This window comes from Sediminispirochaeta bajacaliforniensis DSM 16054, assembly GCF_000378205.1.
GTDB lineage: Bacteria > Spirochaetota > Spirochaetia > DSM-16054 > Sediminispirochaetaceae > Sediminispirochaeta > Sediminispirochaeta bajacaliforniensis.
In genome coordinates this window covers 64,466-88,973 of sequence record NZ_KB899409.1, presented here as the reverse complement: position 1 = coordinate 88,973, position 24,508 = coordinate 64,466, and the positions used below count along the sequence as shown (strand labels likewise).

The 24,508-nt window shown below is 53.4% G+C and carries 21 protein-coding genes; 7 read left to right on the top strand and 14 right to left on the bottom strand.

Annotated elements, in window-relative coordinates:
- Positions 1–12 precede the first annotated feature (12 nt).
- The 4 genes from F459_RS0104860 to nrdR are packed head-to-tail and all read right to left on the bottom strand — an operon-like array spanning position 13 to position 4,333.
- Positions 13–573: a flavodoxin family protein gene (locus F459_RS0104860; RefSeq protein ID WP_020611610.1), complete on the bottom strand. Its 561-nt coding sequence runs from the start codon at positions 571–573 to the stop codon at positions 13–15.
- Between the two features lie 45 nt (positions 574–618).
- Positions 619–1,380 carry an anaerobic ribonucleoside-triphosphate reductase activating protein gene (locus F459_RS0104855; RefSeq protein ID WP_020611609.1) on the bottom strand — a complete coding sequence of 254 codons (762 nt, stop codon included), beginning with the start codon at positions 1,378–1,380 and terminating at the stop codon, positions 619–621.
- A 3-nt stretch (positions 1,381–1,383) separates the two neighbouring features.
- On the bottom strand, positions 1,384–3,867 hold the full coding sequence (locus F459_RS0104850) for a ribonucleoside triphosphate reductase (RefSeq protein ID WP_020611608.1): 2,484 nt from the start codon (positions 3,865–3,867) through the stop codon (positions 1,384–1,386).
- The gene (nrdR, locus tag F459_RS0104845; protein ID WP_013254046.1) at positions 3,848–4,333 is read right to left on the bottom strand and encodes a transcriptional regulator NrdR; all 486 of its coding nucleotides are present in this window, start codon (positions 4,331–4,333) and stop codon (positions 3,848–3,850) included. The genes F459_RS0104850 and nrdR overlap by 20 nt, the downstream gene beginning before the upstream one ends.
- A 176-nt stretch (positions 4,334–4,509) precedes the next feature.
- Here nrdR and F459_RS0104840 point away from each other — a divergent pair, with 176 nt between their 5' ends.
- The 3 genes from F459_RS0104840 to F459_RS0104830 are packed head-to-tail and all read left to right on the top strand — an operon-like array spanning position 4,510 to position 13,313.
- A complete protein-coding gene (locus F459_RS0104840) occupies positions 4,510–5,160 on the top strand; it encodes a DUF1707 SHOCT-like domain-containing protein (protein WP_245540084.1) in 651 nt (216 codons plus the stop codon).
- A 34-nt stretch (positions 5,161–5,194) separates the two neighbouring features.
- Entirely contained in the window at positions 5,195–11,029 is a 5,835-nt protein-coding gene (locus F459_RS0104835) for an alpha-2-macroglobulin family protein (RefSeq protein WP_020611605.1), read from the top strand.
- Positions 10,968–13,313: a transglycosylase domain-containing protein gene (locus tag F459_RS0104830; RefSeq protein ID WP_245540083.1), complete on the top strand. Its 2,346-nt coding sequence runs from the start codon at positions 10,968–10,970 to the stop codon at positions 13,311–13,313. Before F459_RS0104835 ends, F459_RS0104830 begins: the two co-directional genes overlap by 62 nt.
- A 6-nt stretch (positions 13,314–13,319) precedes the next feature.
- On the opposite strand, the gene F459_RS0104825 is transcribed toward F459_RS0104830, so the two are convergent.
- Genes F459_RS0104825 through dapA form a run of 4 tightly spaced genes read right to left on the bottom strand, consistent with a single transcriptional unit; the run spans position 13,320 to position 17,746 of the window.
- Positions 13,320–14,264 carry a DNA-methyltransferase gene (locus tag F459_RS0104825; RefSeq protein WP_020611603.1) on the bottom strand — a complete coding sequence of 315 codons (945 nt, stop codon included), beginning with the start codon at positions 14,262–14,264 and terminating at the stop codon, positions 13,320–13,322.
- 20 nt (positions 14,265–14,284) lie between these two features.
- Positions 14,285–15,547, bottom strand: coding sequence for a diaminopimelate decarboxylase family protein (locus F459_RS0104820; protein ID WP_020611602.1), 1,263 nt, complete (start codon positions 15,545–15,547; stop codon positions 14,285–14,287).
- Positions 15,548–15,582: 35 nt separating this feature from the next.
- Positions 15,583–16,812, bottom strand: a complete 1,230-nt coding sequence (locus tag F459_RS0104815) for an LL-diaminopimelate aminotransferase (protein ID WP_020611601.1) — start codon at positions 16,810–16,812, stop codon at positions 15,583–15,585.
- A 28-nt stretch (positions 16,813–16,840) separates the two neighbouring features.
- Positions 16,841–17,746, bottom strand: coding sequence for a 4-hydroxy-tetrahydrodipicolinate synthase (dapA, locus tag F459_RS0104810; RefSeq protein ID WP_020611600.1), 906 nt, complete (start codon positions 17,744–17,746; stop codon positions 16,841–16,843).
- Positions 17,747–17,862: 116 nt separating this feature from the next.
- Here dapA and F459_RS0104805 point away from each other — a divergent pair, with 116 nt between their 5' ends.
- Positions 17,863–18,522, top strand: a complete 660-nt coding sequence (locus F459_RS0104805; protein WP_020611599.1) for a hypothetical protein — start codon at positions 17,863–17,865, stop codon at positions 18,520–18,522.
- A complete protein-coding gene (locus F459_RS0104800) occupies positions 18,519–19,049 on the top strand; it encodes a nucleoside-triphosphatase (protein ID WP_020611598.1) in 531 nt (176 codons plus the stop codon). The genes F459_RS0104805 and F459_RS0104800 overlap by 4 nt, the downstream gene beginning before the upstream one ends.
- 25 nt (positions 19,050–19,074) lie before the next feature.
- On the opposite strand, the gene F459_RS0104795 is transcribed toward F459_RS0104800, so the two are convergent.
- On the bottom strand, positions 19,075–19,308 hold the full coding sequence (locus F459_RS0104795) for a hypothetical protein (RefSeq protein WP_020611597.1): 234 nt from the start codon (positions 19,306–19,308) through the stop codon (positions 19,075–19,077).
- A 128-nt stretch (positions 19,309–19,436) separates the two neighbouring features.
- On the opposite strand from F459_RS0104795, the gene F459_RS0104790 reads away from it, so the two are divergent.
- Together F459_RS0104790 and F459_RS0104785 are read left to right on the top strand one after the other, a co-directional pair.
- Entirely contained in the window at positions 19,437–20,018 is a 582-nt protein-coding gene (locus F459_RS0104790) for an LPP20 family lipoprotein (protein ID WP_020611596.1), read from the top strand.
- A 233-nt stretch (positions 20,019–20,251) separates the two neighbouring features.
- Positions 20,252–21,391 (top strand): D-alanyl-D-alanine carboxypeptidase family protein, encoded by a 1,140-nt coding sequence (locus tag F459_RS0104785; protein ID WP_245540082.1) that lies wholly within the window; start codon positions 20,252–20,254, stop codon positions 21,389–21,391.
- Between the two features lie 25 nt (positions 21,392–21,416).
- On the opposite strand, the gene F459_RS0104780 is transcribed toward F459_RS0104785, so the two are convergent.
- The 5 genes from F459_RS0104780 to F459_RS0104760 all read right to left on the bottom strand — a co-directional run bounded on the left by F459_RS0104780 (position 21,417) and on the right by F459_RS0104760 (position 24,495).
- Positions 21,417–21,749, bottom strand: a complete 333-nt coding sequence (locus F459_RS0104780) for a ferredoxin-thioredoxin reductase catalytic domain-containing protein (protein ID WP_020611594.1) — start codon at positions 21,747–21,749, stop codon at positions 21,417–21,419.
- A 2-nt stretch (positions 21,750–21,751) separates the two neighbouring features.
- A complete protein-coding gene (locus tag F459_RS0104775; RefSeq protein WP_020611593.1) occupies positions 21,752–22,051 on the bottom strand; it encodes a glutaredoxin family protein in 300 nt (99 codons plus the stop codon).
- A 67-nt stretch (positions 22,052–22,118) separates the two neighbouring features.
- A complete protein-coding gene (locus F459_RS0104770; protein ID WP_020611592.1) occupies positions 22,119–22,595 on the bottom strand; it encodes a hypothetical protein in 477 nt (158 codons plus the stop codon).
- Positions 22,592–23,608 (bottom strand): alpha-hydroxy-acid oxidizing protein, encoded by a 1,017-nt coding sequence (locus tag F459_RS0104765; RefSeq protein WP_020611591.1) that lies wholly within the window; start codon positions 23,606–23,608, stop codon positions 22,592–22,594. Before F459_RS0104765 ends, F459_RS0104770 begins: the two co-directional genes overlap by 4 nt.
- A gap of 2 nt (positions 23,609–23,610) precedes the next feature.
- Positions 23,611–24,495 (bottom strand): TlpA family protein disulfide reductase, encoded by an 885-nt coding sequence (locus F459_RS0104760; protein ID WP_245540081.1) that lies wholly within the window; start codon positions 24,493–24,495, stop codon positions 23,611–23,613.
- Positions 24,496–24,508: the final 13 nt, after the last annotated feature.

Here is a 24,508-nt window from a genome sequence, read left to right as displayed (position 1 = left end):
CGCTTTTTCGCTTTAGATTCGAAAACGCTCCGCCAGTTCCTTCAGCTGCGCTAAGGTTTCCGGACTGTCGCTCACCCTTTCCCTGTCGCTGTTTGCAAAGGTAACATATCCGAGATTTTGGGTGGAATAGTCTTTGAACAGGCCTCCTATCACCAGCTCTGCGCCGAGAAACTGGTGCTCGAAGGCCGGGGCTCCCCCGACAAAAAGGGCGGCTCCCCGTTTTGTGGAGTGCAAAGGTTTGTCCTTGCGTACCTCACTGGCCCAGAATACCTGGAAACGGTCTATCAAAACCTTCATTTTACCGGGGATGGAGTGAAAATAGACGGGGGAAGCAACAATGATATTGTCCGCCGCATCCATCTTCGGATATATCTCCTGCATCTCATCCTTAATCGAGCAGCCGCGTTTTTTCCAGCAATAGCGGCAATCAATACAGGGAGCCACATCGGTCCTATAGCAGTCAATTTCCTCGACTTTTCCCGCTGAATTTCCCATCTCCGCGAGAAGAATATCCAGCATTGATCGGGTTATTCCCTTTTTCCGCGCAGAACCATACAATACCAATGTTTTCATCCTGTTCACTCCGTAAGGAACTCTATCACAGGATAGCTTGTCTAGTCATCCCCGTATGATGATTTCCGTCGAAAGGCCTGCTGCTTTCAGGACATCGGCATATCTCTGCATCTCCTCTTTCCCTGTGGCCGGTCTATTATTCCAGTCGGGATCAAGGCAGCTGCCCGGTCTGAAAGCCTGGAGCGACCATCTGGTCGGTGTCTCGATCCTTCCCGCTTCAACCTCCTGAGCAAGCGACTTTGCAAGGGCCGAAAGATCCTCTGGGGTGACGACGGCAGGATCGACGGTGGTCCTTGCCTCCCAGGGTACCGCGTGTCTGGCAAGTTCTCCTATACTTGTAAAGATCGCTTTTTTTACCTCTTCTGCAGCCGACCCGTCCTTGGTTTTGTATCCAAGCAGCCTTGTATAGCCCCCGAAGGAGCTTTTCAAATCTAGGGCGACAAAAGCCGGGGGATGATCGGAAAATCGGTCCAGGAGCTTCCCCAGTCGTTTGGGAAGTGTGCCGTTTGTATCCAGCTTCCAGTCGAGGTTTACCGATGTCAGCATGGCTGCAAGATCAAAGAGCCCGGGCGATAACAGAGGCTCTCCTCCGCTGATGCAGGCCCCCCCGAGAAGGGGGGCCCTTTTTCGAAGAAAGGCCTCAATTTCCGGAATGCTTTTTCCCTCCTCCTGGGATATCTGACCCATGACAAGAGCGGCATTGTGACAATAGGGGCAGCGGAGGTTACAGCCGGCGGTAAAAATCACCGCCGCAACCCTGCCCGGGAAATCGATCAGACTGGTCTTTAAAAGGGCGTAACGCTCCATACCCTACATTACCGCCTCCAGCTCGGCTCTGCTGCCAGCCCTCGCCACGACTTTTCCCGTTTCGTCGAAAAGGATGACCGTAGGGGTGCTGTAGACCTGATGATCGGCTGCGAGGGCGAGTCCATCTTCCTTATCCACATCCACGGCCTCGCCCGGGAAGGGGAGGGTAGCTGCCGCTTCCTTTACCGGCGGGCAGGAGGGACACGCCTTTCTGAAAAAGCCGAGCCACCTGACTGCTGCTTTTCCGTTTTCTTCTTTCACATGCTCCGTGGCTTCCGCCGTTTTTTCGACCTCTTCGGTCGAGTTCTTTTTCTCGTTGTTCGTGTCGAGGCTTTCCTTTACTTCGAAGAGCTTGCGCTTTCCGTATTCCTCCCTCTTGCCCTTGTTCCAGTTCGCAACGGAACGGTAGTAGCCGACGATCCTGGTGTAGACCTCGGCCACCTTCCCGCAGCGGGGACAGGTGAAATGCTCTCCAGAGAGATAGCCGTGATCTGGGCAGACGGAATAGGTCGGGCTGATGGTATAGTAGGGAATGCGGTACCCTTCCGCCATGGCGCGGACCAGGGCCCTGCAGCTTTTCCAGTCGTCGATCGCCTCTCCCACGAATCCGTGGAATACGGTTCCTCCGGTGTAGAGACTCTGGAGCGCTTCCTGGTGATCGAGTGCATCGAAGATATCGCTGGTGAAGTTGACTGGAAGCTGACTCGAATTGGTATAGAAAGGCTCGTCCTCCCCCGAAGTGATGATATCCGGATAGTGGTTGCGGTCGTGAAGGGCCAGGCGATAACTGGTGCTCTCGGCCGGTGTCGCCTCCAGGTTGAAGAGATCACCGGTCCGTTCCTGGAAATCGGCAAGCTTTTCCCGCATATGGGAGAGTATTTCCAGGGCAAAAGAGCGTCCCTCTTCGCTGGTGATATCCTTACCGAGGAAGTTGAGCAGCGCCTCGTTCATGCCGCAGATACCGATGGTGGAAAAGTGGTTTGAAAGACCGGAGAGATACTCTCTCGTATAGGGAAAAAGCCCCGCATCGTAGAGGCGTGCAATCACCTTCCGCTTAATGATCAGACTCTCGGCTGCCAATTCCATAAGATGATCGAGTCGTCGAAAAAACTCCTGCTTCCCTGCCGAGAGATACCCGATCCTCGGGAGATTGATGGTCACGACCCCTATGGAACCTGTCAGCTCATCCGATCCGAAGAGTCCGCCGCCGCGTTTTCTTAGTTCCCGTTTGTCGAGCTGCAGGCGGCAGCACATCGACCTGACGTCGCCCGGATCAAGATCGCTTGAGATGAAATTCTGGAAATAGGGTGTTCCGTATTTGCCCGTCATCTCAAAGAGCAGGCGGGCATTTTCACCGTCCCACTGGAACTCCTCGGTGATATTGTAGGTTGGAATGGGGTACTGAAATCCCCGCCCCTCTGCATCCCCCTTCAGCATCAGCTCGATAAAAACCTTATTGATAAGATCCATCTCTTTCTGGCAATCGCCGTAGGTGAACTCCTGTTCTTCTCCTCCCACAATCGCTTTCCGTTCTGCAAGATCCCGGGGGACGGTCCAGTCGAGGGTGATATTGGTAAAGGGTGCCTGGCTTCCCCATCTGCTGGGGGTGTTGACGCCGAAGAGGAAACTCTGAATGGACTGGCGGACCTGCTCCTCTTCCAGCTTTTCGATTTTCACAAAGGGGGCAAGGTAGGTATCGAAGCTCGAGAAAGCCTGGGCCCCTGCCCATTCGTTCTGCATGACCCCGAGAAAGTTGACCATCTGCTGCACCAGGGTCGAAAGATGGCGGGCCGGTTTGCTGGATATTTTCCCGGCAACGCCGCCGAGCCCTTTGATGATCAATTCCCGGAGCGACCATCCTGCACAGTAGCCGCTGAACATCGAAAGGTCGTGGATGTGGAAGTCGGCATTGCGATGGGCCTCGGCAATTTCGGCCGGATAGACATTTTTGAGCCAGTAGTTTGCCGTGATTGTACCCGAATTATGGAGAATCAGGCCCCCGAGAGAGTAATTGACATTTGCGTTTTCATTTACCCGCCAGTCGCTCTGAGAGAGGTAACCGTCCATGGTAAGATCGATGTCGAGAAGCAGTTTCTTTGTATCGCGTATTGCCTCGTGTCGGGCCCGGTAAAGTATGTAGGCCTTGGCGACGGCGGCTTCTCCTGCCTCGATAAGGGTTGTTTCCACGATGTCCTGGATCTCTTCAACCGCCGGGGCTGAGTTCGGGTGGCGGGCTGCAAAACCGCTGCGAAGCTTCTCTTCCACCGCGAGGGTGAGACCTTCGGCAAGCGATCCCTCTTCGCCCCTTCCTGTGGCCTCTATTGCCCGTGCAACGGCCGATAGAATCCGTTCCCTGTCATACGGAACAAGGCCCCCGTCTCTTCTGACGATCCACCTGACCGGTGCTTTTTGCTCTCCTGCGTGTCCCCCGTCGTGAATTTCGCTGCTGCTGCGTATTTTTGCCCACTCACTCTGCAAACTTGTCACTTTTCCCTCCCGTTTCTGTTAGTTGTTCGATTTCCCGGAGAAACTCTTCCACATTGTCGAACATGCGGTAAACCGATGCGAATCTGACATAGGCGACCTTATCCACCTTGTATAGTCGCCTGAGAACAATCTCTCCAAGCTCTTTTGTTGCTATTTCGTGACTATTTCTGGCACCGTAGGCTACCTCATCCTCTATTGCCTGAAAGAGGCTTTCTCTGGTAGCTTGTCCGATAGGACGCTTTTCCATGGCGATGTTGATCCCACGCTCCAGCTTTGCCGGTTCATAGGGCTCTAATCTGCCGTCACGTTTGACTACCATGATCGGTTTTTCTTCGATCCGTTCGTAGCTTGTAAAACGGTAACCGCAGGAAAGACACTCCCGTCGCCTCCTGATGGCACTGCCTCCGGCATTTTGCCTGGATTCCAGAACCCTGTCTTCTAGAGCTCCACAATGAGGGCATCGCACCATAAACCTCCATATGTCGAAAAGTACTACTAAATGTAGCGTTGTTAGTGCTTTTAATTGATATTATCACACTGTATATTGTGTCACAATAGATTTTCATTTTTTTTCTGTCGAATTTCTCAGGTGATGTACTGTTCTTGACCGCGGCAGCAAATCAACGTATGCTCATGATTGTTATGGATGAAGATATCTCCTATGAACATCAGCCCGTGCTACCCCTCCCGAAGTTCAGAGAGCGAGTCGTAGAGCAACTCAAGCTCAATTTCGCTCATAATAATATAGAGGTAGATGAATTCGAGCGAAGGGTCTCTCTCGCTCACGAAAGTGACGACCGGCAGGTGCTTGGGAACCTGATCCGGGATCTGCCCGTACTTCGGGATGAAGAAAATCAAGAGTGCTCTTCATCCGTTGCCTGGAATAACGGGAGGGTGAAACGGGACGATACCATGCTGGCTTTGCTCAGCGGCGTGGAACGTCGGGGGCCATGGTCTCCTGCACGAAACACAAAGATTCTGGCCCTCATGGGTGGAGTCGATCTCGATTTTACCAATGCGAAATTCCCGCCTGGAACGACGGAAATCGAGATTGTATGCCTCTTGGGCGGTGTGGAAATGGTGGTTCCCGAGGGGGTCAATGTCGATATTTCCGGGATTCCCCTTATAGGCGGTTTTGAAAACAAGATGGAATATGACTACTATCCAGATGGGCCTACGTTAAAGATTCGTGGATTTGCCTTGCTGGGTGGTGTGGAAGTACGACCTCCAAGGAAACGGAAGAGGTCGGATCGGCATCGTAAGCGGCGCCGGGGACATGGTCGCATAGAGTAATATATTCCAGTTGAAAGATAGAGGAAGAGAAGCTATGGCAGAGCGAAGGGTAAGATATGTAAAGATGGGAAAGGGCCTTGTAGCCCTTTTTGTTTTTATTACGGCGATGGTGCTTCCGTTTTCCTGTAAGAAAAACGATAGTGTCCCCGTTGAGAATTCAAGTAAGGCTGTCGGCGAAACGGAACAAACTTCCAGCCTTAAGGTCGACCGGTCGGTCTCTTCCTGGAGAAGTCGTCTCGATACCCTTTCCATCGCTTATTATCAGGAAGCAGCCTGGGGGCTTTCCGAAGGGAGCTTCGGTACTGCGACAGACGCATCTTTCCAGACAGCTCCTTCTCCTCTAAAGCTTTCGGCTTACGGCCCCGAAGGCGAACTTCCCTCCGAGGTAAAAGAACCTCTGGTCTGGATACTCTTTTCCGATCCTGTTATTCCGCTGTCCAAGATAGGTGAGAGCCGGGACGCCTCTTCCGTTTTCTCCATTGCACCGGAGATTGAGGGCAGCTTCCGCTGGTATAGTACCCGGATGATTGTCTTTCAGGCCAAGGCGAAGGTCCTCCCTCAGCGGGAGTACCGAGTGACGGTGAATGAATCGGTTCAGTCGGTTCATGGTGCGGCCCTTATCGGTAAAACCGGCTTTTCCTTTCGGAGTGAAGAGCTTGCAATGCGTAGCGCCTTGCCCGGTGCCGGAGCCCTTGAGGATTCCTATCTTTGGAAAAAGGGTGGAGTTCCCCTTGATGCTGCCGGTAAGATCCTTGTCAGATTCAATTACCCGGTCGAAATCGAAACGATTGCGGACTACCTGAAGCTTCGAAGCGAAGGATACGACTATCAGGTCACCTTTTCCAGGCCGGATAATAGCTCGGGGCGTTATTCACAAGAGGAGCTGAAGAGCCTCGTTTTGCTTTCGGTGACCGAGACGCTTCCCGAAGATAGCGATATCATCGTTGCTCTTGGCCCGGGTGCTCGGAGCCGTCCCGATTATATAGGAAGAAAAGCGGAGCAGGAGATCGTCTTTCATACGATAACCCCCTTTAAGCTGCTGCGTCACACCACCCGGTCCTATTCCTTTTCCGGAGACGCAGGGGCCACGAATCCTCTTTTTCTCGAATTTTCCCATCCCGTGGACAAGGCGAGCCTTTTGGGAGCATGTTCTTTTCAGCCTGAAGTACGGATTGCTGAGGAGAATATTACCGTTTGGCAGAACACCGTCAGACTTTCAGGCCTCGCTTATGCCTATGATTCGGAATATCTGCTTACCATCGCCGCCTCGGTGAAAGATGTTTATGGGAGAACTCTCGGCAGCCCTCAGCTTGTGAAAGTGAAGGTACCCGAGGCCGCAAGCTTTGCCAACTTCCCCAACACCGGTACCAGGATGCTTGAGTCGCAGTTTCCACCCAAGATCGTTTTCGATTACCAGAACATAGAGGACGGGATCTGGAAGGCCGGCGCAATAGACGATCCTTATGGCTTTTGGCCCGCCACGGCACTGGAACCCTATCCCTTTCCCGAGGTCGGAAAGAACGTTCACCATTTTGAGGAGATCGATCTTTCACCTTGGCTGGGAAGCGACGGCAAGGGCTGGGTCGGCTTTTCATGGAATTTTTCCCCTATAGACAAAAAGAGCGGGCAGCGGCCCCGATGGGGCCAGCGCAATCTCACCCTTCAGGTAACGGACCTTGGCCTGACCGTTCGTTATGCCTACAACAAGGTTGTCGCATGGGTGACAAGCCTCTCCTCCGGGACGGCCGTCTCGGGGGCACGCGTCACCCTTATGAGCCAGCAAGATCGCATTTTCGAAGGGACAAGCGACGATTCTGGTCTCGTGGTCTTTCCCCTTGATGATGGAGAGTTTACCCGTTACTTTCAGGACCCGAAGAGTGACTGGAGCGATTTCCTCCGTTTGCAGGTGGAATACCAGGGGGACCGTATCGAGTTTAAACCCAACGGGAGCCATAATCTTTGGAGAAGCTCACCCCTTGCCGTTTCGACGCCGGCCCGTATCCAGAGGGCTTCTGCGCAGGTTTTTCTCTTTACCGACCGTGGGCTATATCGCCCCGGAGAGGTCCTCACCTTCCGCGGCATCGACAGGACGCTGCAGGACGGCAGTTACGTTATCTACGAAGGCGATTATACCCTCAAGGTGGAAGAGAACCGCTGGAGGGGAAAAGAGATCTTTAAGAGCTCCGGTACCACCACGGCCAGCGGTGGTTTTTACGGTGAGATTCCCATCCCCTCCGATCTGGAACCAGGCAGTTATGTGATCGAATATTCCAGGCCCGGAGGTGAAACTCGTCTTCCTTTTCAGGTTTCACAGTTCGAACGGCTCAAATTTCAGGTGGGGCTTTCAATACCTGACCGGGATTATTTTGAAGGTGATACCCTGAGTGCCGAGCTTTCTGCCGATTATCTCGCCGGCGGGGCCCTCAACGAGGCTCATTACAGTGCTTCCTGGACGAAAGAACCGGCGTGGTTTGCTCCCGAGGGAGAGGAGTGGAAGGATTACCGCTTCGGTCCCTCCGGATATGATCGGCGCTACTTTCTTTCCGAATCCGAAGGGGTGCTGGGCAGCGATGGAAAGGCAACACTTCGCCAGGCAACAAGCCCTGAGGGGATTGCCGGGCAGCCTCAGCGTTACCGGGGAGAGGCACGGGTGGATGATGCCGGTGGCCAGATGATTGCCGCCCGGACATCGGTAATCGTTCATCCCGCGGCCTTTTACATCGGCGGCCGTATGAATCACAAGGGATGGTCGGGTTTCGTCCGAAAGGGTGAGGATGTCGACTTCGACTGGGCCTTGGTGCGCCCCGACGGCCGACCTTACCGGGACGACGCAAAGGATCTGACCGTTGAACTTTTTAAGAGAAGCTGGAAACGTGCCCAGCAACAGGGTGTGGCGGGTCGAATTAATACTCATTACGAAATGGTCCTCGAACCGGTAGAGAGTCTGTCTCCTGCAATCGGCGGGGAAACCAAAGGCTCCGTCACCTTTACTCCTCCCAGCAGCGGTTCTTTCCTGGTCCGTTTCAGTGCATCGGATGCCGCCGATCGCCTTGCCGTTACCGAACTCTCTTTTTATGCAACCGGCTCGGATATTGTCAGTTGGGGCTTCGATAGCCCCGAGATGATCGGCCTTGAGACCGACCGGCCTTCCTATGCCCCGGGGGATACCGCAACCATACTGGTAAAAAGTCCCCTTGCCGCTGGTGATTATCTGATTACCGTGGAGCGGGAAGGCATTTTCGACGAACGTATTGTCCATCTCGACGGCTCGGCAAACGTCATCGGTGTTCCCATTAGCGAAGAGTTTGTCCCGGTAGTCTATGTCGCCGTAAGCAGTTATTCCGTCAGGAAAAAGAAGCCGGATAATTCCTATCTGGAACCGGACCTTGATAAGCCGAAGGGCTATTTCGGTGTCGTTCCCGTCATGGTGGATACCGATTCCAAAAGGTTCAATATCGATATCCGGCCGGAAAAGGGCTCCTACCGTCCGGGGGAAGAGGCCGTGGTACACCTGAAGGCGACAAACAAGGCGGGAGATGCCGTGCCTAATGCCGAGATCACCTTTCTTGCCGTGGACCGAGGGGTTCTCGATCTGATCGATTATCATGTTCCCGATCCCCTCGATTTCTTTTACGATCCGCGTAAATTCCCCATTGCGGTTTCCGGCGGCGATAGCCGATCGCTATTGATCGATCCTGTTACCTACGAGGTCAAAGACTTACAGGGCGGCGGAGGCGAAAATGAAAAGATGGAACGGCGTGAGGATTTTCGTCCTCTTGCGGTCTTTGAACCGTATGTGACTACCGATGAGAAGGGGGAGGCGGTGGTTCGCTTTACCCTTCCCGATACCCTTACTACCTACCGATGTACCGCCGTCGGGGTCAAAGAGAACCAGTTCGGCCGTAATGAGCAGGAACTGGTGGCCCAGAATCCCGTCAATGTGCAATCCGTTCTCCCCGAATTGCTCCGTCACCGGGATACGATGGAGGGAGGGGTGATCGTTTCTAATCTGGGATCCGAGGCGGTGGATATGGATGTGACCGTGTCGAGTACGATCCTCGGAATCGAGGGAGAGACGAGCAGGCATGTGCATGTCGAGGGAGGAAAGACGAACCTCGTGCATTTTCTCTTTTCTGCTCCGGTTTCAGGCAAGGGGAAGATAAGCTTTACCGTTTCTTCCCCGGTGCTTAACGAAGAGCTTGTCCGAGAGGTCGAGGTGCAGAAGCCGGCGGTTTTCGAGAGCGTTGCTACGGGAAACCGGATTATTCCTGAAAACGGGAAGGCCAAGATCGACACCGAGATGATCCGCCTACCAGGGGGAGATGATCAGATGCCTGATCCCGAGGGCTCTCTTGCCGTTTCCCTCTCGGCTTCGAAGCTGAGTCTTTTCGAGGGAGCCGTTTCCTATCTCCTCGATTATCCCTATGACTGCTTTGAACAGCGAACCTCCAAGTTGATTCCCTATCTGCTTTTCGGAGAAACCGGCGCATTTCCTTCCTTCGAGGAGCTTGCGCTTCCGCGTTCCCACATAGCAGAGCAACTAAGGGAGATCGGAAAGGTACAGACCTCCGAGGGGGGCATTCCCTACTGGGGCGGCAGTCGATGGGCCAATTACTACGTTTCCGCACGGACGGCTCAAATCATCGCCCTTGCAAGAAACGCAGACTATCCGATTCCCGATGAGCTTGATGAGGACGCACTGTTGTCCTATCTGCGCAAACCCCGGGATACCGTAAAGAAACAGCCCTATCTCTACGTCTTGGGCCTTTATGCCAGGGCGCTTCTCGGCGACGACGTGAGAGGGGAGAGTGAGACCTTTCGTAGGCGAGGCGATGAGATCGGTATCGCCGGTTATGCACTTTCCGGCCTTGCCTCTTTTGCCTCGGGAGACCAAGATGGCGCACGGTCGGCCCTCACCAGAATTTCTTCTTTCATCCGTCCCTCTGCAAGAAGCCTGGATATTACCGAAACCTGGGAAAGCGGTGCTTCCTGGTACGGCTCGGAGGTTGAACGGCTTTCGCTGCTGCTGATGCTGATTCAACGGGCCGATCCCTCGAATAGTTTTCGGGAACTTGCCCTCGAGTCTCTTATCCAGCGTCGGCGCAGTGCCAGATGGACGAATACCGTTGATAACGGCTGGGCACTTATTGCGGCTGCCGGGGAACTTGGCCTTGATAAGGCACCGGATATCGATGTGACTGTACGTATCGCCGATAAGGATCTGCTTTCGGATCGATTTGATTCGATAGCAAACCCTCCTGTAGAAAGGATCTTCTCCTTTGATGCAGAGCCCCTTTCCGGTATCGAACGCGGCAAGACTCTTCCTTTATCGGTGGAAGCATCGGGAGAAGGCACACTTGCCTACCGTCTGGCCATGCGCTACAGCATCCCGGCAGAGAGTGCTCCTCCCATGGATATGGGAATCGGTGTTTTGCGGGAATTTTTTGATATGGAGGGGAGACCCGTTTCCGGAGATTGTCTTACTGCCGGAGAGACCTATCGAGTCGTAGTTCACCTTTCTTCGCCACTGCGGCACGATTTTCTTGCGGTGCGGGTGCCGGTTCCGTCCGGCGCGGTCATTCTCGATACCGGGTTTGTCACCACCGCCAGGTATGAGGGCTACGACGAGCCTTCGGCCGGGGAAGATGGAGTACGCAATGTAAGCCCCGATCGTTCGGTATACTATCTCAACGAAGGGCGCTTCTTTTTCGATCGTTTTCCTCAGGGAACATGCGACGTAAGTTTCATGATCAGGGCGGTTCGACCAGGTGTCTATCCGACGCCTCCTGCCCAGGCCGAATGTATGTATGAACCAGAGGTTTTCGGCAGGGACGGTGGGAAACTTCTTTTCATTGATGAGCGTTCATAAGATCCGAAGGCGGCCCGGCCGCCTTCGAATGCTTCTTTTACTGCCTCCCCTAGGCGTATTACTTTTTTTGCTCCTTCTCTTTTTTGTTTTGCGGTTCACGCCCTATCCGGAGCTTGACCATTTTCGTGTGCGGGAATGGAGCCGGGAGTATCTTGATCGCTATGGGGCACTCCTGTACGTCCAGCCCCTGGCCAATGGTATGCGGAGAATTTTTCGCGATCTGGATGAGATGCCCGATTCTCTTGTATCGACCTTCCTCGACGCAGAAGATCGCCGCTTTTACCTCCATCCCGGCATCGATCCTCTTGCCGTGCTCAGAAGTGCCGTACTTAATCTTCATGAGGGACGAATTGTTTCGGGGGCTTCCACCATAACGATGCAGCTGGCCAGGATTATTGAAACAGAAAGCGGAGGCGGCTGGAGCGGCTTCGAAGGTAAGCTTAGGGAGACCTGGAACAGCTTCAGACTCGAAAGTCGGCTTTCGAAGCGGGAGCTTCTTCAGCTCTGGATCAATGCCATTCCCTTTGGTTTTCGCTGTGAAGGGGTCCCCGCCGCAGGAATGACCTTTTTCAACCGGCCCGTGGAAGAGCTTTCTCCTGCGCAGTTTGCCCTTCTGTCAGTCATCCCCAGAAGCCCCTCCCTTTATGATCCTGTGGAACACCCCGAGACAGCCGCCCGTGCCGCGGCCAAGGAACCCGGCATAAAGGGCCGCTTTTCCTACCGCGAACTCCTGTCCGCGGCCAGGGAAGCCCGACGCGGGGTTTGGACGAATCAGGCCCCGCACTTCATCAATTACTTCAATAGCATTGCTCCTGTTCGCAGTAAGGACCTTCGTGTAAAGACCTCCATCGATGCTGAGCTCAATATGCGTCTGCGGGAACGTATTGACCAGACCCTTGATAAGCATAGCCGCAACCGGCTTGGGAATGGAGCAGGGCTGATTGTTCGTAACGACACCGGCGAGATCATTTCTTGGGTCGGCAGCAGGGAATTCTGGGATGATGAGCACCAGGGGCAGATCGACGGGGTCCTTGTGCGCAATCAGCCTGGCTCCACCCTCAAACCCTTTCTCTATACCCTTGCCATTAGGTCTGGGTTTCTTCCCAACTCAATCCTTCCCGATCTCCCATTGGAACTTGGGGGGGCTGCGGTCTATCAGCCCTTCAATTTCGACCGTAGGTTCCACGGTCCGGTGCGGCTGCGGGTAGCCCTTGCCTCGAGTCTCAATGTCCCGGCGGTCTATCTGATAGAGCGGCTCGGGGTCGATGCCTTTGCCCAATTTTTGGTGGATCTTGGTTTCTCCTCCATTAAAGAGCAGCGGGGAAGTCTCGGTACCGGCCTCGCCCTGGGAAACGCCGAGGTATCACTTTTCGAACTGGTCCATGGCTATACCCTGTTCAGTCGAACAGACGGCCCTGTTCCCTTGCGTCCCCTGCCGGTGGAACTAGGAAGTGTGGAATCTTCGGAAATCGGTCTTTCATCATCCCGTGATCGCTATGCGGTAGCCGTTGTCAGGGATATCCTTGGGGACAACCGGAGCAGGGTACTCGGCTTCGGCAGCGATTCGGTTATGAATCTTGCCTTTCCCTCCCTTTTTAAAACAGGGACGGCGAACCAGTTTCAGAATATCTGGGCGATAGGGGCGATCCCCGAGTATACCGTCGGTGTGTGGATCGGAAATTTCACCGGAGAAACAGTTATCGGGAAGACCGGAAGCAGTATCCCGGCATCCATCGTTGCGGAACTCCTTGATGTGCTGCACAAGCCGGATAGTGGCTATCCTGCCATTCCCGGTGCCGTGAGGGTGAAGATTTGTGCCGTCTCCGGTATGGCGGCAACCGCCGATGACCCTTCGACACTCTACGAATATCTTCCGCCCGACCGATTACCCGATCCCTGCACCTGGCACCACCGTGACGAGAGGGGAAAGCTTCAGGTCTCGTATCCCGATATTTTCAGGGTATGGGCACAGACAAAACGCTCCGGCGCTTTTGTAGCGGCACGTGAAGGGGAAGCTGAAGGAGAGATTGTCTTTCCACCCGACGGTTCACGTTTTTTCGCCGACCCCTCACTTTCTCAAGAGGCCCAAGCCGTCAGGATAGAGGGTAGGGGGCTGGGCCCTCCTCCTTATGCATTGACCCTCTACCGCCACGGCATGGCGGTCTTGCAACGCTCTTCAAACCTGCCGCTTTTCCTGCTTCCCTTTCCTGAAAAGGGGGCGTATCGTATCGTCATTACGGGTTCCGGTGGCTGCAGCGCCGAGAGCGGTTTCGAGGTGTGGTGATTACGATTACCTGATCTCGGGGAAGGGGGTTTTCCACTGCCATCCTGTTTTGCCAGTTTGCCGAAAGCGTTCCAGCCTTCTGATAGTCAGCTCGGCGAAAACGGGATCGATGTCGCAGGTGAAACAGCGCCTTCCCAGGATCTCGGCGGCAAGAAGGGTTGTGCCGGAATGGGCGAAAAAGTCGGCCACCACCTCGCCGTTCCGGCTTCCCGATGAGATGATCCTTCGGAGGGCTGCCAGAGGCTTCTGGGCATAGGCACCCGGAACATTCTCTTCCATACGATAGAAAACCTGTTGGATGTCGGTCCAAACATTTCCCGCCCTGAGGGTATTTGACCTGCCACGTGCGAGATTTTCTTTCCGTACGCCTCCTATCTTTTTATAATAGCCGGCAACCTTCTTGGGTTGATTCGTGTACTGCACCGTAAAGCCGGGCTTACCCTTGACGTAACAAAGCAATTCCTGCCTGACGCTCATCCAGTTCGATAGGGTGCCGTATCCCCGCTGGTTTCTCAGGGTGATGAAACTCTTTGCCGCAAGATCGGGAAATCCTCTCATGAGCATCATCACTTCGGGAAGGGGCTGGAAAGAGCGTTTCTGATCAGCCCCGATCCAGATGTAGAAATAGGCGTCCTCTGCAAGAGCGGGAAGGGCGGCCTCGATCCAGCGACGGGAAAAATCGATGTAGCTGGTGATCTCGAGGCGGGAGAGGGCATCACTCTGCATTCCCCCGACCTCGACATTGTAGGGGGGATCGTGAACCATTAGTACGGCCCGTTCCCCCGCAAAAAGATTTTTTACGGCATGAGCATCGGTAGCATCGATGACGGCAACCCTGTGTCTGCCTTCGGGATCCTCCCAAACCTCTCCAGGCTTTAACCTGCAGCAGGGAAGAATCTTGCGGTGCAGTTCCTGATTGCCGTCTATGCGTTGAAGCTCTTCGGCCGCCATGTTCTGTGGCTTTTTCTCCTTTACACCTTTACCGGAGCACCGGGAAAGCGCAGGGTGGCGAAAAGGTCGTCCATGGTCTCTGCCCGACGTATAAGCTCGACGGTTTCGGGATCTTTGATAAGCACCTCGGCGCTTCGCAGTTTTCCGTTGTAGTTGAATCCCATGGCATAGCCGTGTGCCCCTGCGTCGTGGATGGCAACAAGATCGCCGACTTCGATCTCGGGCAGCTTCCTGTCGATGGCGAATTTATCGTTATTCTCGCAAAGCGATCCGGTAACATCGCAAACCATGGCAGACGGCTCGTTTTCTTTTCCCAAAACGGTTATGTGGTGGTAGGCACCATAGATGGCCGGCCGCATCAGGTTGGCCATGGAAGCATCCAAACCAACGTAGGTTTTGTATTTTTTTGCAACATGGCGGACCCTGCTGATGAGGTAGCCGTAGGGGCCGGTGACCACTCTGCCGCACTCCATAACGATTTTCAGGGGATCGAGGCCTGCGGGAACAATCATCTTATCGTACCATCCCCTGATGCCCTCGGAGACCCGCACCAGATCCACCGGTTCCTGGTCGAGACGATAGGGAATACCGATACCGCCGCCGAGATTGATGAATTCCAGCTTGATGCCGAGCTCTTCTTTGATCTTTACGGCCAGTTCGAAAAGCATCCTTCCCGTCTCGATGAAGTATTCGGGATTAAGCTCATTACTGGCCACCATGGTGTGCAGTCCAAAACGCCTGGCCCCTTTCTCCTTTGCCATGCGATAGGCGTCCAGAATCTGGTCTCGCGTGAGGCCGTATTTTGCCTCTTTGGGCTCGCCGATAATGACATTGCCGCTCCGGCTGTCGCCGGGATTGTAACGAAAGCATATCAGCTCGGGTATCCCCGCCGTCTTTTCGAGAAAATCGATATGGGAGATATCGTCGAGGTTGATGATTGCTCCCAGTCGTTTTGCCTCTTTGAACTCCTCGGCTGGGGTATCGTTACTGGTAAACATCACCTCTTCGCCTGAAATGCCGCTTTTTTCACTCAAAATGAGCTCGGGCAGGCTGCTGCAATCGGTACCGAAGCCTTCCTTATGGAGAAGGTCGAGGATCGTTGGATTGGGACATGCCTTAACAGCAAAATAGTTTTTGAAGCCGGGTGCCCAGGCAAAGGCCTTTTTTATGTAGCGGGCATTTTCGAGTATTGCCGCCTCATCGTAGAGATGGAAAGGGGTCGGCAGGGTATCGGCAAGCCGTTCTATCACTTCTTTGGAAAAGGGAAAGCGTTTTTCGCTCATCTATCGTACCTCGTTTCTTTGATCTGTTTGCTTTCTCAGAGCTTCAAATTCGACTTGATGCTCTCTACCGCACGGATAATATCTTCACGATGGCCGAAGGCGCTCAGCCTGAAATAGCCTTCTCCTGCCGGTCCGAAACCGCTTCCGGGGGTTCCTACAACATTGGTTTCTTCGATAAGCTTATCGAAGAAGTCCCAGCTGCTCATGCCTCCCGGAGTCTGAAGCCACAGGTAGGGGGCATTGTCTCCCCCGAAAACGGTAAGGCCGAGAGACTGGAGTCCTTCCCGTATAATACGGGCGTTTTCCATGTAGTAGGCCACCAGCTTGTTGCTTTCCTCAATCCCCTTGGGAGAGAAAACGGCAAGGGCCCCTTCCTGGACGATATTACTGGCACCGTTAAAGAAGGTGCACTGTCTGCGGTTCCAAAGCGAGTTCAATGCTCCGGCTTCGCTACCCTCGACCGTTAACTCCTTCGGCACGATCGACCAGCCGAGACGGACGCCGGTAAAGCCGGAGAACTTTGAAAGGCTGTTGATCTCGATGGCGCATTTCTTTGCTCCCTCGATCTCGAAGATCGACTTCGGAAGAGCCTCATCGGAGATGTACTCGGCATAGCTTGCATCGTAGATGATGACCGCCTTGTTTTTGATTGCATAGTCGATAAAGGCTGCAAGCTGCTCTCTGGTGGCAACGGCGCCTGTTGGATTGTTGGGGCTGCAGAGGTAGATGAGATCCACTTTTGTATCGGGGACCTCCGGGAAAAATCCGTTTTCACTGTTACAAGGCATGTAGTAAATGCCCTCATAGCGTCCCGAACCCTTATCGTAGCTGCCTGTCCGTCCGCTGATGACATTGGAGTCGACATAGACGGGGTAGGCAGGGTCCTGTACCGCCACGATATTGTCGATGCCGAAGATCGACTGGATATTTCCCGAATCCGGCTTTGCCCCGTCGCTGATGAAGAACTCATCAATGGCCAGCTTCACTCCCCGGGCGGCATAAAAATCGCCCAAGGCCTTCCGCAATTCCTCCTGGCCCTGTTCGTCGCCGTAACCCGTATAGGTCGCAGGGGAGGCCAGCTTTTCCACTCCCCGATGCAGCCCCTCGATGACCGAAGGGGTGATCGGCTCCGTAGTGTTCCCGATACCGAGCTTCAACAGCTTGCGATCGGGGTGACTTTTCAAAAACGCCTGACTTCGTCGTGCAATCTCAGGAAAGAGATAGCCGGCCGAAAGCTTGCGATAATGTTCGTTGATGTGTGCCATAATGCTATGTACTCCTTGTTGTACTGTTTTACCCTCTGGGAACTTCGAGTCTTTCGAGCAGCTGCTTCAAGGTCTCCCGATGGGTATCGTCGGAGAGGCTGCACATGGGAAGTCGAAACTCCTCCTCGCACCAACCCTGTATGGCCATGGCTGTTTTGACGGGGATGGGGTTGGTTTCAAGAAACATCGCACGGAAGAATGGCATGAGAGCCGTCTCTTCGTTTCGTGCCTTTTCCATATCCCCGTCAAGGGCTGCATGAACAAATTCCACCATTCTTTTCGGGATCAGATTGCTTGCCACCGAAACTACGCCGTCTCCGCCTGCTTCGATGAGCTGCAAGGTCATATTGTCGTCTCCGGAAAGGACACTGAAATCCTTCCGCTTACTGTTTCTTTCAAAAATGACATCTTTCATTTGGTCGAGATTTCCCGATGCTTCCTTTACGCCGGCAATCATGCTGCTTGCTTCCATAAGCTTCGACATGGTTTGCGTCTCGACATTGACACCGCTACGGCCCTTGATATTGTACACAATGCAGGGAATATTGACCACCTCGGCCACGGCCTTGAAGTGGAGGTAGAGCCCCTTCTGGGTGGGTTTGTTGTAGTAGGGATTTACCAGGAGAAGGCCCGAAGCCCCGGCCTCTTCCGCATGGCGCGAAAGGCGTATTGCTTCACTGGTTGCGTTGCTTCCCGTACCTGCTATAACCGGTACCCTTCCGTTTGCGAACTTGATGGTGAGTTCGATCACCCTGTCGTGTTCGGTATGGCTGAGGGTCGGACTTTCTCCCGTCGTGCCGCAGGGTACCAATCCGTCGATGCCGGATACAATCTGATCTTCTATGATTTTTTCAAAGGCCTCTTCATCGATATTTCCCTTTTTGGTAAAAGGGGTAATCAAGGCCGTATACACACCACGAAATTGTCGTTCCATGAGGAACCTCCTTACTGGTTTCTATACATTCTACAGAAAATGTGATAGAATGTCTATATATAAACATATTGTATTTATAATAACAGATTGTTATTTTTGTTGCAAGGGGCGGGTGTATGGAAACCATCAGCAGTGTTGTAAAGGGATTAATCGAGCGCAACCCGTTTTTGCTCGAAGCAATGGCGCGAGGTATCTTGAGTTACGGGAATTTGGCATCTGAGCTTGCGCCTCAAGTCGCAAGCCGTTTAGAGAAACCGGTCAAGGAGTCTGCCGTGGTCATGGCTCTTCGTCGCTACGGAGAAGAGGTCGCCCGCCTGGCAAAGCTTGGAACAGAAAGCGGCATCTCCTGTCAGATCGTAATGAAAACGAATATCTGCGACTTCAATGTTGTAAAGCGTTCGGAACTTTTGGATAGGCTCCAGGATCTTTATTCGATCGTTCATCTCGGGAGAGGGGATTTTCTCAATATCTCCATTGGAAATGACGAAATCAGTATCGTCATCAGCGATAAATATGCCGATCAGGTCGCTCAATTTTTGGCTGAAGAGACACTTCTCGGTCATAAGACCGGTTTAGTCTCTCTGACCCTTCTGTTTGAAGACGGTTTTATCGAAACACCGGGTATGGTCTATCAGGCTGTCAGACGCCTTGCCTGGGAACGTATTAATGTCTACGAGATTGTTTCGACCATGACCGAGCTGACGGTGGTGGTCGATTGTGACGATTCTCTGAAGGGTTATGAAGTGCTTCAGGCTTTCATAAGCGGCAGGGAATGAGTACATCTTCTTCTCCGTCGCTTGTACGAGTGATTACCGGACCGATTAACGGCGGGAAGAGCACCCTGCTGCGGCATCATCTTGATCGTGCCGCGAATCAGGGGCGCAGCTTTGGGGGCTTTCTTACCCTTCCGCTGTGGGAGGAAGAGGGGATCAGAAAGTCGGGCTTTCGGCTTGAGACACTTCCCGACCGGAGCCTGGTTCCTATTGCCGGGCTTGCGCCTGCGCCAGATGCCTGCCGGGTAGGTCGCTTTTTCCTCTACCGTGAGGGAATCGAAGCTGGACTTTCTTCTGTGCTTGCGAGCTTATCCCTCGACATCGTTGTTCTCGACGAAATTGGTCCTGCGGAGCTATCCGGCGATGGACACAGGCGGGCCCTCGATGCCGCGCTTGATGGGGCAAAAGGAGAGGTATGGCTCTCCCTTCGCAGTTCCTTGCTTGAAACCTTTCTTGGCCTGTGTGCTTCCCACGGCCGGGATATCATGGTGGAACAGCCCCTTTTCCGCTCTCAACCGCGGAACGGATAATCAAGACCGGAACGGTATGAGGGGTTCAGGCGAGCTGCCCCCGTCCCAGCTTGAGACGAAATACGCAGCCCGCCACTTCGCAGGCAATCTTTACCTGCGTCTCGGGATCTCTGGTCGCTATAAGTTGTATCGTCCCCTGGGAGGAACGGATGGAAATACTTTTGATCTCCGGAATGGCCCGTAATGCACGCTTTATCATCTCCGCTCGTTCGGAATTCAGGCCGTCGAGCAGATAGCCGTATTCTTTTCCTCTTGCCATAGCGCCTACTATATTGAATTTGAGGCCTGCATGTCAAAAAAAAAGCGTTATCTATTGAAAAATAAGCTGCCAAGAGTTACCTTTTCTAACGTTCTGTATCACTATTATTGTAAAGAGGAGTAGAACAAATGAAAAAATTTGGTATTGTCGTTGCGGTGGTTCTTGTCGCCGCCTCCCTGATCGGTTGTGCCAGTGACGCCAAAGTAGCCGATGCAAAACCGGCGGATTCGAATCTTCCCGATTATGTGCTCAACCCACCGACGGCTACCGATGCGATCTATGGTGTTGGTTATGCAAAACAGTCCAGCCTTCCCCTTGCCATTAAAGTTGCCGAAGCCAATGCCAGGGCCGATATAGCGGCTCAGCTGAAAGCAACCATCCAGGCTGCCGTTATTTCCTATGCTCAGGAAGCTGGGGTTGACGACAACACTCAGGTCATCAATTTTGCGGAAAGTATTACCCGTCAGATTACCGATACCACATTAAGCGGTGCTGTTACACAAAACAGAACACCCATGGAGGATGGCGGTGTATGGGTTCTTATGATTTACAGCAAAGACAGTCTCGTTAACTCATTCGAAGAGGTATCAAAAGAGTTCGAGCGCAACGAAGATGCGGCTTTTGCAGAGTTTAAAGCCGACCAGGCATTGCAGAAGCTTGACTATCAGCTTGCCAATAATCCCACGACTTCCAATCCTGTTACAGAATAACAAACTCCGACAATGATATCGGGCCGGCCTATACAAGGGTCGGCCTTACTTTATGTGGTTGAACTAGTATGCATCTTACAAAGCGTTTTCGTTCTCGTATTATATCTTTTGGGTTGCTTTTTTTATTTTCTGCCGGTATATGTGTATCCGAACCCCTCTCTGTGTCGGTTCGCCTTACTGAACGTCTTTTACCCGGAGAATTTGATTCCGGATCGTATCGAGGAGCATCCGATTTGCCGTTTGCGGAAATGGATGCAGGTCCCGTACCCGAGCTTTCCTGCAGGTCCGCAGTACTGATCGATGACGAGACCGGTGCCATTCTTTTTGTGAAGCATGGTGATGAGGTAATCCCTCCCGCTTCAATGACGAAACTGGTTTCCCTCCATCTCATGTATCGAGAGATTGAGGAGGGGCGTCTTTCCATCGATCAAGAGATCATTGTTCCCGATTTTGCCGATTTTCGTTCGGCTCCCCCCAGATCCTCGCTCATGTTTCTGCAAGCGGGGCAGCGCGTCCGGCTGATCGACCTTATGCGGGGCCTTGCTTTGCCAAGTGGAAATGATGCCGCTGTGCTTGTAGCGGATTTGATTGCCGGCTCCACCCCGGCATATGTCGCCATGATGAACGACGAAATGAGACGCCTTGGCTTTTCTTCCATCTTTTTTGAAGACAGCTCCGGTTACAGCGAGCATAATCGTGCCACGGCCCTGGACTTCGCCCGATTCGCCCGTTTTTATGTGGATACACATCCTGAAAGTTTGAAGGAGCTTCATAGTCTGACAAGCTTCAGCTATCCGAAAACTGAGAACGAGAACGGCGTGAAATCGGTATATGGCACCGTTACTCAGCCGAACCACAACAGCCTTGTGGGCCGCCATCCCTGGGTCGACGGCCTTAAGACCGGCTATATCGATGAGTCGGGCTACAATGTTGCATTGACTGCCGAAACCGGGGGACGGCGCCTTATTGCCGTGTTGATGGGTGGTCCCGGAGAGAATAGCCGTGACGGCGACCTCCATCGGGTCATAGACGGCACAAACCTTCTTTCATATGGATTCTATCGTTTCGCCGTAGTCTCCCCCGAGTTGCCCGAACTACCTCCATTCTCCGTCATCGGAGGAAAGGATCCCTCCGTCGAGGTCGCCGTGCCGCTGCCCGATGCGCAACTGCTTTTCGCCGAGGAACTGGGAGAGCTTCACTGCTTCTTTGAGGCCGCGGCCGCGGTTGCCGCACCCGTGAGAAAGGGAGAAGAGCTAGGACAACTCTATCTCACGGCAGGCGATCGGCTTCTCGCCTCTTATCCCGTTCGTGCCGCAGCGTCGGTTGAGAAGGCCGGCTTTTTCGAGCAGATCTTCCGTGCGCTCTTTCGATGATGCTCCGGCTGAGATGTGTGGCATCTCAGTACGGAAATTTATCATCGGGCCGTCGCTCGGGAATGGCAATCGGCTCTTCACCCGAATCAAAAAACTTCTGACTTTGAAAGAGTGCACAGTAGCAGTGACCGAATTCCTCTATATCGTCGGCCGCATAATTACAGGGACAGATGATGTCTCTGTCTTTCTCGCGTTCACCCCAGCTGTCTCTGCATGGACACTGCATATAGCCGAAGCGCTCATAATTGGCAAGCAGCCCTTCGGCAAGATCCGATAGGAGCTGCTTATCCTCAACCACCTTCCATCCGTTATGTGTTGCGGCATTATCGATGAAACGAAGGACCCTCTCTTTGTCCATTTCTACACCCCCAACCGTTTTTCCCATGCCGGACGAACAAATCCCATCTCGTAATGTTCGTCGTCGATGATAATGGTAGGGTAGTGGAGCCGGGTATCGAACTTGTCGCGGAACTCTTCGACAATTGCCTTTTTCGTTTTCGGATCGATCTTATCGACATATATATATTCATATTCGAAACCGTTGTCGTTCAAGAATGCGATGCCGCGCTTACAGAAACCGCAGGTCGAAAGCCCGAGAAAGATAATGTGGTGCTTATTCTTTTTCCCTTCAACCCTCTGAAACGTAATCTGATCAAACACTGTTCGCTCTCCTTTCGTAGTTGATCTTTTTTAAAGATGCTACAAGGAGAGGCGGAAGTAAAGTATTTTATGACATGGGCTTCCCGATTGTGCGAAGGATGATCAGAAAATCGACAAAGCCGTTATGCTCCTCATCGAGCAGCGCTTTCTTGTCGAAAAGGGGTTCGATCTCCTTGAATCTGTTTCCGAGTGCAATGGGGAGGTGCAGAAAGGCTTCCTTCAGCTCTGAGTGAAGTCGGCCGAGCAATCTCTGTATATGGTTTTCCTCTCGCCACAGGAGTGGAGAGTAGGCAATTAGGGGAAATGCTTCCCCTGCCTTTTCCCCCGTATCCTGCTGGTTATTCCCCTGTCTGACCCAAAGTAGTGCCGATTCGTTGAGGAGCGTGGCCGCCTCGGACGACAGCCTGGCAAAAAGCTCAAGCTCTGTTTTCGTGGCCCCCCCATTTCTTGTGTCCCGTTTGGATGCACGTAAGAGGGCAAAAAGAAGTGCTCCCGCGATAACGATAAACGCAAAGAGGGTGATCTTCGGTGAATCGGGGATCATACGAGAGCGCTCCTGTCGATTTCGGAAAGCGAAGCACAACCGGTCATCACCATGGTACGATAGAGTTCCTGTTGCAGTGTTTCCATCAGTGTCCTGACGGCTGCTCTGCCGCCTCCCAGCGCCGCGACTGCAACGGGTCTTCCGATCAGTGCAAAATCGGCGCCGAGAGCAATCATTTTGAAGAGGTCGATGCCGCTTCTGATTCCTCCGTCCACAAGAAGAGGGATCCTTCCCTTTACAACATCGGCTATCTTCGGCAGCACCTCTGCCGTACCGGGAGTTGCATCAAGGACCCGTCCGCCGTGGTTCGATACCACGATTGCACAGGCTCCGGCATCCATGGCGGCCTTAGCCTCATCGACAGTCATGATCCCCTTGAGAATGACCGGCATATCTATCTCTTTGATGAGTGAGGCAAGCTCATCCCTTTTGCGGGGAAAAACCGGCTTACCCATTAACTTGAGGGTTATCAGCCCCGAAGCATCGATATCGATACCGATCTGCCGGGCTCCTGCCTTCCTTGCTTCCTCGGCCTTTTTTACAATCTCTTCCCGCCTCCAGGGTTTGATGAAGGGAATTCCGTATCCCCCGGTTCCTGCTATGGCACGGCACGCTTCGTGGTGAATGATCTCTTCTTCCCCGTCGCCGGTACCGGCAATTGTACCCGCGTCCCGGCATCCCGTGACAACGGCATTGATATAGCTTGCTTCATCGCTCTTCGTGCTCATATTAAAAGAGACGCCGCCGACAGGGGCCGCCATAGCAGGAAAGGCAAGGGGGTAGGAGAGGAAGGTTCGGGTTGTATCGGGATCACGTACGTCGTGGATCGTCCGCATGTTCAAACGGACGGCCCCAAGGGACTTGACATTGGCGAAGAAGGAAGAGCCTGTTCCTGTCCCTCCCATACCGGGGACCTCACCGGCACAGCTTCTGCCGTCACAGTATCGGCAGACCCTGCAAAATCCCTCCATGACTCGTCTTGCCTCTGCTTCTGTTTTCTTGTCGTATAACATCGCTATTGCTCCAGTGTATTCAGGGCCGATCGGGCCTCTCTTTCAAGGGATGCTGCCGACTGCACCCCCTTCAGCTCTGTAAGAATTCTACCATCGGGGGCCATAATAATGGTGGTCGGAATGGATGATACCGCGAAGGAGGTCGAGAGCCTTCCTTCGATATCCTCGATCACAGGAAAGGGGAGTTGTTCCTTGACAATAAAGGAGGCAACCTGACTGTGGCTTTTTTCGGTTGCGGTCAGATTGACGGTCAGAAATCGAATTCGGCCGCCGGCCTCTGCAGATAGCGTTTTCTCATAGAAGGAGATCATCTCCGGCAATTCCCCTTTACATGGACCGCACCAGCTTGCCCAGAAGTTGACAACCGTGACGCTGTTTTCCTCAAAAAGGGGATAGCTATTTCCGTCAAAGGCTTGATAATCGGAGGCGGGGAGAGTCGATGATTCGATATCGGTTCCCGCCGGTAAAAAGCCGTGATGCGCAGTCCCTTGGTAGACAATGGCGGTAAGAGCCGCTGCAAGGTACCAAACAAGAAGCAGAAATGCCATTTTTTTTCTAATCTCAAGCGCAATGGCATGCTTTCCTCGGCGAGCGAGCCTAAAGAATGATACGAGTAATGCCGCAACCGATCCGGTCGCTATGCCGATACCGGCTCCCGGGGCAAAAAGCAGGGCGCCGGGATGAAGGGCGAAATATCGAGCATGAAGAAACAGGGGACTCAGCTTCCAGACAACCAAGCCGGCAAGAAGGGCATCCAGGAAGATGGAACCGGCTGCAGCGAATGACTCTTTCCCCTTTACCCTAAAAGCGGGGACAAAGCGGGCGACAAGGGCGGCACAAAGCGCGCCTGTCGCCATGGCGGCAAAGAGGGGAAGAAGTCGCATCATCCCTTACGATTTA